Origin of the sequence: Curtobacterium sp. B8 (assembly GCF_000333315.1) — a bacterium.
In the GTDB taxonomy this organism is placed as follows: Bacteria; Actinomycetota; Actinomycetes; order Actinomycetales; family Microbacteriaceae; genus Curtobacterium; species Curtobacterium luteum.
Map to the genome: position 1 here is coordinate 1 of NZ_BACW01000104.1, position 7790 is coordinate 7790.

Below are 7790 nucleotides of genomic sequence, written 5' to 3' on the forward strand. Positions count from 1 at the left end.
CGACACCCCGTCATCGAGCCGCTCCTGGAGTCAAGCGGCTCGCCCGCCTCCTCACCGCGAACGGGTGGACCTGGCTCGACGACTGGGTGCGCGACGGGCGGTTCCACCCGAAGTACGTCGTCGGCGGGGTCGTGACCGGTCGCTGGGCTGCGGACGGCGGGGGAGCGATGCAGCTCCCGAAGGGCATCCGGAGCGCCGTGGTGGCCGACCCGGGCTGGAAGCTCGTGGTCGCCGACGCCGCGCAGCTCGAACCGCGCGTGCTCGCCGCGATGGCAGGGGACCGCGCGATGGCCGCAGCGGGCGACGGGCGTGACCTCTACGACGGGGTGGTGGCCTCGGGCGCGGTCGAGACCCGGCAGCAGGCGAAGGGGGCGATGCTCGGCGCGATGTACGGCGCGACCCAGGGCGAGGGCGGTCGGCTCGTGCCCCGGCTCGCCCGGGCGTTCCCGCAGGCGCTGGCCCTCGTCGAGCGTGCCGCCCGCGCGGGGGAGCGCGGCGAGCCCGTGACGACGCTCCTCGGGCGGACGTCACCCGTCCCCGATGCTTCCTGGTTCGAGGCGCGCAACCACGCGTACTCGGTCGAGGGCACCCCCGCGATGCAGCGGGCGGTGGAGTCGCGGGCCCGCAGCTGGGGGCGCTTCACCCGGAACTTCGTGGTGCAGGGCACGGCCGCCGAGTGGGCGCTCGCGTGGATGGGGGCACTGCGGACCCGCATCGCCGCGCGGTTCCCGGGGCCGGTCACCGCCGGGCCGCACCTGGTGTTCTTCGTGCACGACGAGCTCGTGGTGCACGCGCCCGAGCAGCACGCCGAGTGGGTCGCCGAGCAGGTCCGGTCGGCAGCGGTCGACGCCGGACGGCTGCTCTTCCGCGACTTCCCCGTCACGTTCCCGCTCAGCGTCGCGGTCGTCGACAGCTACGCCGACGCGAAGGACTGACCGCTCACACCGACCCTCGGGCAGGGTGGGTCGATGGACCAGACGCACGCGGAGACCCCCGACCAGCGGGTCGGTGACGTCGACCTGACCCGGTGGCGCACTCGAGCCGGTGCGACCGTCGCGGACGCGTGGGCATCGCTCGGGCACCGTTACGGCGCACTGCCCGTGCTCGTGCTCACGCTGGCGATCGGGATCGGCGTGGCCGTCACGGCGACCTGGGGCGCGTCCGAGGTCTACGACGCCGTCCGGGCCGGAGACGACGTCGCCGTGCTCGACCGGCCGGTGCTCGACTGGGTGCTCACGCTCCGGTCACCGACGGCGGACACCCTCGTCACGTGGTGGACCGACGTCGCGGGCACGATCGGCATGCCCATCGTCGCCGTGGGCTTCCTGGTCGGGTTCACGGTCCAGCGCCGGGCCTGGACGCCGCTCGTGCTGCTCGTCGCGGCGAGCGGTGGCTCGCTCCTCATGACGATCGCGGGCAAGGACCTGATCGGGCGGGCCCGACCGCCGCTGTCCGACGCGGTGCCCCCGTACGAGCACTCGGCGTCGTTCCCGTCCGGCCACACCCTCAACGCGACCGTGGTGGTCGGGACGATCGTCTACCTGCTCGTCCTCCGGCAGTCCCGGCTGGTCGTGCGGGTGTGGACGATCGCCGTCGGGACGGCGTTCGTCGTGTCGATCGGGGCGTCCCGGGTGTTCCTCGGGCACCACTGGCTCACCGACGTCCTGGCGGCGTGGGCGCTCGGGCTGGCCTGGCTCGCGCTCGTCGTCACGGCGCACCGGCTGTACCTGACGGCGCTGCGCCGGGGTGCGCGGCCCGTCAGGTCTCCCCGGTAGGTTGCCGGACATGGAGGAACGGGTCTTCGGCGGCAGGTACCGCGTCACCGGCACGCTCGGGCACGGTGGCATGGCGTCCGTGTACCGCGCGGTCGACGAGATGCTCGGGCGCGAGGTGGCCGTCAAGGTCTTCCGCATCGGGCCCGTCGACCACGGTGAGCGCGCGCGGGCCGAGGCGGAGATCCAGGTGCTGGCGTCCCTCCGCAGCCCGGCGCTCGTCACCCTGTACGACGCCGCGCTCGACGATGCCGACGGCGACTCGTACCTGATCATGGAGCTCGTGCCGGGCAGCGACCTGGCGACGAGACTTCGCGAGGGGCCGCTCGACACGGTGACGGCCGCCCGCGTGGGGGCGCAGATCGCCGACGGGCTCGCGGCGGCGCACGCGCAGGGGGTCGTGCACCGCGACGTCAAGCCCGCGAACGTCCTGCTCGAGTCCGACGGTCAGCACGTCAAGCTCGCCGACTTCGGCATCGCGCTCCTGCGGGACTCCGCCCGGGTGACCGGGACGGGCACGGTGATGGGCACCGCCGCGTACATCGCGCCGGAGCAGGTGATGGGCCAGCCGATCACGGGCAAGGCCGACGTCTACGCCCTCGGCCTGGTGCTCCTCGAGACGCTGAGCGGGAAGCGGCCCTTCCCCGGGAGCGCCGTCGAGTCCGCGACCGCGCGGCTGGCCCGCAGCCCGGAGATCGACCCGCACCTGCCGACGGCGTGGCGCACACTCCTGCACGTGCTCACGGCGACCGACCCGGACGAACGACCGACCGCGGCCGAGGCCGCCGACCGCCTCCGTGCCCTCGGCCGCGACGACGTCGCCCCGGCGACGCAGCTCCTGCCCGGCGCCCCGGGCGCGATGACCCGCGCCGGAGCAGCCGGAGCGGCGGGAGCAGCCGGAGCGGCCGGAGCGGCCGGGGTGGGCGCCGCTGCCGCTGCCGCTGCGGACGCCGCGGATCCCGACTCCGCCGGTGCCGCGACCGCCGCGATGGGGGCGACCGAGCCGATGGGCGCGGCGGACCGTCCCGAGGACGCGACCCGGGTGATGCCGGTGAGCCGTGCCTCCAGTGCGGACGACGTCGCGACGACGGTCCTCGGCGCCGCGGGCGCTGCCGGCGCTGCTGGCGGTGCCGGAGCCGGGGTGGCCGCCGCCGGCCGGGGTGGGTCCGCCGCGACCCCGCCGCGTGCCCCGGTTCCGCCGGCAGCCCGACCAGGTGACGACGAGCCGCGGCGGCGCCGGCGCGGCCCGATCATCCTCGCGGTCGTCGTCGCGCTGCTCGTCCTCGCCGGCATCGTCGCCGCTGTGGTCGCCCTCGGGGGCGGCAGCCCGACGCCGGCGCCGACCGACAGCAGCACGAGTGCGCCGAGCGACGACCAGCCGACCGAGCCCGCGCAGGAGCCCAGCGAACCGGAGCAGCAGCCGAGCGAACCCGCGCAGCAGCCCAGCGAACCGGAGCAGCAACCGACCGAGGAGCAGCAGCCCTCGCAGGCCCCGGTGCCGACCACGCTGCCGGAGCCGTCGACCCCGGCCTCGAACCCGGTCGAGAGCCCGCAGACCGGCGGCGGTCCCGTGTCCGACGCGGGGCCGGCGTCGGACGGCGGCCCGGGCAAGTCCGGCAAGGCCCCCGGGCACGACAAGTAGGTTTCGTCCACTCGGTGGACCAATAGGCTGGCCGAGTGGAAGAGCTGCAACGGAGCGGCGGGCCGACGACGGCCGTCGCAGCGCGGAACGGTGTCGGGTACTCGTCGGCGGAGGCCTGGGCCGTCGAACGACCGTCCGGCGGCGGTGTCGCCGAGGGCGTGGTCCCCGGGTGGTCCGGTCGCACGATCGCGCCGGGCGACGAACTGTCGTGGGTGTGGTTCCCGGAGCGGACCCTGCCCGACGGCCGCTCCGAGCCGACCGAGGCCGACCTCCCACACTTCTGGGACGCCACGGCCTTCGCGCTCGACCTCGTCTGCACCGACGGCACGCGGCTGAGCAGCGTCGCGCACGACCAGTACGGCGACGCGCCGACGCCCGAGGCGCAGGACGCCGCCCGCAAGCAGTGGGTCGACCAGTGGAACCGTCGGGCGGTCGACCTCACCCCGCTCGCGGGTCGGGTCGTCGACCGCCTGGAGGCCCGGCTCGGCTCCGACGCGCAGCACCCGTCCGGCGACGGGGAGCGCCCGGCGCTCCGCGGCTGGCTCGACGACGTCCGGCTCGGTCCGGGACGGCCGGCCCCGACGACGCCGCTCGACCACGTCCGCACGACCCGGGGCACGCAGGCGTCGTCCCGGTTCTCGCGCGGGAACACCGCACCGCTCGTCGGGCTGCCGCACGGTGGGGTGTTCGGCCTGCCGATGACCGACGCGTCGAGCAACCGGTGGCCGTACGCGTTCCACGAGCACTCCCGGGTCGAGGGGGACCGGGTGCGTCCGGCGATCCAGGCCTTCGCCACGAGTCACATCCCGTCGCCGTGGATGGGCGACCGCGGGGTGTTCCAGGTCATGCCCTCGCCGCTCGACACCCCGGACCCCGACCGGACCGCCCGCGCGCTCGGGTTCGACCACGACGACGAGCAGGACGGCCCGCACCGCTACCGGGTCGCCCTCGACCACGGTGTCACGGCCGAGGTGACGGCGGGGGAGTTCGCCCTCGGCTTCCGCTTCTCGGGCACGCGCAGCGTCGTGCTCGACCACCACGGCCGCGTGTCCGACGTCTCGGTGACGATCGCCGACGGGACGGCCGTCGTCGAGTGCCTCCTCGACGACCGCCCGGGCACCCCACCGCACCACGTCCACGTCCGGGTGCCCCGGGTCACGGCGGACCACACCGTCGTCGCCCAGGACGGACTGCGCGGGTGGCTCGCGGTCGACGGGGACGTCGACGTGCTCCTCGGCATCTCCACGGTGTCGATGGAGGACGCCCGCGCGAACCTCGACGCCGCCGGGGACGTCGACGCGATGCGCACCCACGCCGAGGATCGATGGACCGCCGAGCTCGCGACGCTCGCCGTGGAGGGGGCGACGCCGGACCAGTTGACCTCGCTGTACTCGGGCCTGTACCGGCTGTTCCTCTACCCGAACCGTGCCGGCGAGACCGCGCTGGACGGCACCCCGCGTCACCGGTCCCCGTACGGCTCGGTGCAGGCGTCCCCGATCCGCGACGAGCCCGGACCCGAGGTCGTCGAGGGGCCGTTCACCACGACGAACGGGTTCTGGGACACGTACCGCACCGCGTGGCCGCTGCTCGGGCTCCTCACCCCGGAGACGGCGGGCGAGCTCGCGCAGGGCTTCGTCGAGCACCACCACGACGGCGGCTGGACGCCCCGGTGGAGCGCGCCCGGCGCCGAGGACTGCATGACCGGCACCACGAGCGACACGGTCTTCGCGGACCTCGCCGCGAAGGGCGTCGACGGGTTCGACCTGCCGGCGGCGTACCGGAGCGCGGTGCGCAACGCGACCGTCCCGCCGCGCGACGAGCGTGTCGGTCGCAAGGGGAGCCTCCCGGGCGCCTTCCGCGGCCACGTCGACACCGCGACCCACGAGGGGATGAGCTGGACCCTCGACGCCGCGATCAACGACTGGGGGCTCGCGGTCATGGCGGACCTGCTCGCCGACCGCGCGACCACCGACGCGGACCGCGACCGGCTCCGGGCCGAGCACGAGTGGTTCGCCCGGCGCTCCCTGCAGTACCGGAACGTCTTCGACGCCGAACGCGGCTTCTTCATCGGACGGGACCCGGACGGTTCGTGGCGGATCGGCTCCGAGTTCGACCCGCGCGACTGGGGCGACGACTACACCGAGACGAACGCGTGGGGGACCGCCTTCACCGCGCCGCACGACGGCGCCGGGGTCGTCGACCTGCACGGCGGTCCGGACCGGTTCGACGCCGCGCTCGACACGTTCTTCGCCACCGCGGAGACCGGCGCCACCGAGCGGTCCGGCTCCTACGGCTTCCCCATCCACGAGATGACCGAGGCCCGCGACGTGCGGATGGGCATGCTCGGGATGTCGAACCAGCCGGCGCACCACATCCCGTACTTCCCGATGTTCACGGGCCGGCACGACGACGCACACCGGGTCGTGCGGACGGCGCTCGAGCGGCTGTTCGTCGGCTCCGACCTCGGGCAGGGGTACCCCGGCGACGAGGACAACGGCGAGATGAGCGCCTGGTACGTCTTCGCCACGATCGGCCTCTACCCCCTGGCGCCGTCGACGGGCACCTACGTGCTCGTGCCGCCGTCGGTGCGTCGGACCGTCCTCCGTCCGGGCTCCTCGGACGGCAGTGCGACGCCGACCGTGATCGAGGTCGTGTCCGGGCCGGTGGGCGGGTACGTCGCGTCGGTCACCGTGGACGGGGCGCCCTGGGAGTCCGTCAGCATCCCGCACGAGGTCGTGGCCGCAGCGTCGACCATCGAGTTCACGCTGTCCGCGGAGCCCGCCGGCTGGGCGTCGGCCACGCGGCCGGTCTCCGCGTCCGAGGTGCACGGGTACCGGGACGTCCCGGTCGACCTGCTGCCCGTCGGGTCCTCACCGCTGAGCGACGACACCGGGCGGACCGCGACGGCGCTCGCCGCGGGGGCGTCCGTCACGTTCGCGGTGCCGTCGGTGCCGGTGTCGCTCTACACGGTCACGGTCGAGACGCCCGGGAGCTACTCGTGGGACGTGGCGCTCGGGTCAGGGTCGTCAGCGGTCCGCGAGGCGGAGTTCGACCGGGCCGGCCAGACCCGGGTCTTCCGCCTGGAGGGCGCCGGGTCGGCGTTCACGTTCTCCGCCGTCACGGACGTCGCCGTCACGCAGCTCGAGCTGATCGCGGCGGACGGACAGCGTTGACCCGCCGTTCACCGGCCCGGAGCATGCTCGGCCCATGTCGATGAGCACACCGTTCGATCCGGAGCAGCCCGGCGCGTCCGTCCCCGTGGACGGCTCCGACGCCACCGAACTCGAGGTGGAGGAGGACCGCGGCGCCGACGTGGGCCCGGACTCGCCCGACCCGAGCGTCTCGCCGGTCGACCACCACGACGAGGACGAAGCCGGCGGTGGTCCCGTCTTCCGACGTCCGCAGGCGGGCGACCGGCTCCACACGGACGACCTCTGACGCGCTTCTTGGCGGATTGCCATGCGGGTCGGGCATGCTCGGCCGCATGTCGATCGCGAACTCCTGGGACCCCTCCGGTGGCCGGACCATCCCCGAGGACCAGGTGAAGGAAGACGGACTCGAACTCGACGAGGAGACCGCCGCGGAGCTCGGCATCTCGTTCGACGTGGTCGGGGGTGCGTCGGCGGACCCGACGCGGGTGTCGCCGGTGGACGTCGCCGTGCCGTCACCGCCGTCCGAGGACTGACGCGCGTCAGCGCGTGAACTTGAATCCGACGTGTGACCCGACGAAGCCGAGCCGCTCGGAGAAGCGGTGTGCGTCCGTCCGGGCGGCGTCGGAGGTGAGCTGCACGAGCGACGCCCCGAGCGATGGCGCCGCTTCGTCGGTGACCCACCGCATCAGTGCGGTCCCGACCCCGCCGGAGCGCTACGTGCTGCTGACCCGTACGGCCTCGACGAGGAGCCTCGTGGATCCCCGACGCGCCATCCCGGGGATCCGGGTGAATTGGAACGTGGCGACCACCCTGCCGTCCGTGGCGCACGATGTCTGCACAACCAAAGTCACCTCGAACCGCGTGGAACCCTGGTTCGAGGTGACTTTGGTTGTGCGCGGCGCTGCGCTGCGCGGCGCGAACGCGCTCAGGGGACGGTGTGGCCCGCCGCCGTGAAGATCCGGTACCACTCCTCGCGCGAGAGCTCCACGTCCGAGCCCGCCGCCGATTCCCGCACCCGCTGCGGGTTCGTCGTGCCGAGGACGACCTGGAAGTGCGCCGGGTGCCGGGTGATCCACGCCACCGCGATGCCGGTCGGCGTGACGCCGTGCGCCGCCGCGACCTCGTCGAGCACGTCGTTCAGCTCGGCGTAGTGCTCGCGATCGCCGAGGAACACGCCGTCGAAGAACCCCTTCTGGAACGGCGACCATGCCTGCAGCGTGATGT

General features: G+C 74.3%; 6 protein-coding genes and 2 pseudogenes. 6 read left to right on the forward strand and 2 right to left on the reverse strand.

Annotation, left to right across the window (positions count from 1 at the left end):
- The 6 genes and pseudogenes from I59_RS18980 to I59_RS02800 all read left to right on the forward strand — a co-directional run.
- A pseudogene (locus tag I59_RS18980) lies at positions 1-935 on the forward strand (bifunctional 3'-5' exonuclease/DNA polymerase); the annotation flags it as partial.
- 33 nt (positions 936-968) lie between these two features.
- Complete coding sequence (locus I59_RS02780) at positions 969-1775, forward strand: phosphatase PAP2 family protein (RefSeq protein ID WP_022902567.1); 807 nt, start codon at positions 969-971, stop codon at positions 1773-1775.
- Between the two features lie 10 nt (positions 1776-1785).
- Positions 1786-3414, forward strand: coding sequence for a serine/threonine-protein kinase (locus I59_RS20560; RefSeq protein ID WP_049976513.1), 1629 nt, complete (start codon positions 1786-1788; stop codon positions 3412-3414).
- Between the two features lie 35 nt (positions 3415-3449).
- Complete coding sequence (locus I59_RS02790) at positions 3450-6587, forward strand: GH92 family glycosyl hydrolase (protein WP_022902569.1); 3138 nt, start codon at positions 3450-3452, stop codon at positions 6585-6587.
- Between the two features lie 34 nt (positions 6588-6621).
- The gene (locus tag I59_RS02795) at positions 6622-6852 is read left to right on the forward strand and encodes a hypothetical protein (RefSeq protein ID WP_022902570.1); all 231 of its coding nucleotides are present in this window, start codon (positions 6622-6624) and stop codon (positions 6850-6852) included.
- Positions 6853-6898: 46 nt separating this feature from the next.
- Positions 6899-7099: a hypothetical protein gene (locus I59_RS02800; RefSeq protein ID WP_148286054.1), complete on the forward strand. Its 201-nt coding sequence runs from the start codon at positions 6899-6901 to the stop codon at positions 7097-7099.
- 6 nt (positions 7100-7105) lie between these two features.
- On the opposite strand, the pseudogene I59_RS18985 reads toward I59_RS02800, so the two are convergent.
- Positions 7106-7384, reverse strand: a pseudogene (locus tag I59_RS18985) (GNAT family N-acetyltransferase); the annotation flags it as partial.
- A gap of 107 nt (positions 7385-7491) precedes the next feature.
- On the reverse strand, positions 7492-7790 hold a 299-nt coding region (locus tag I59_RS18990), incomplete at its 5' end, for an aldo/keto reductase (RefSeq protein WP_022902574.1).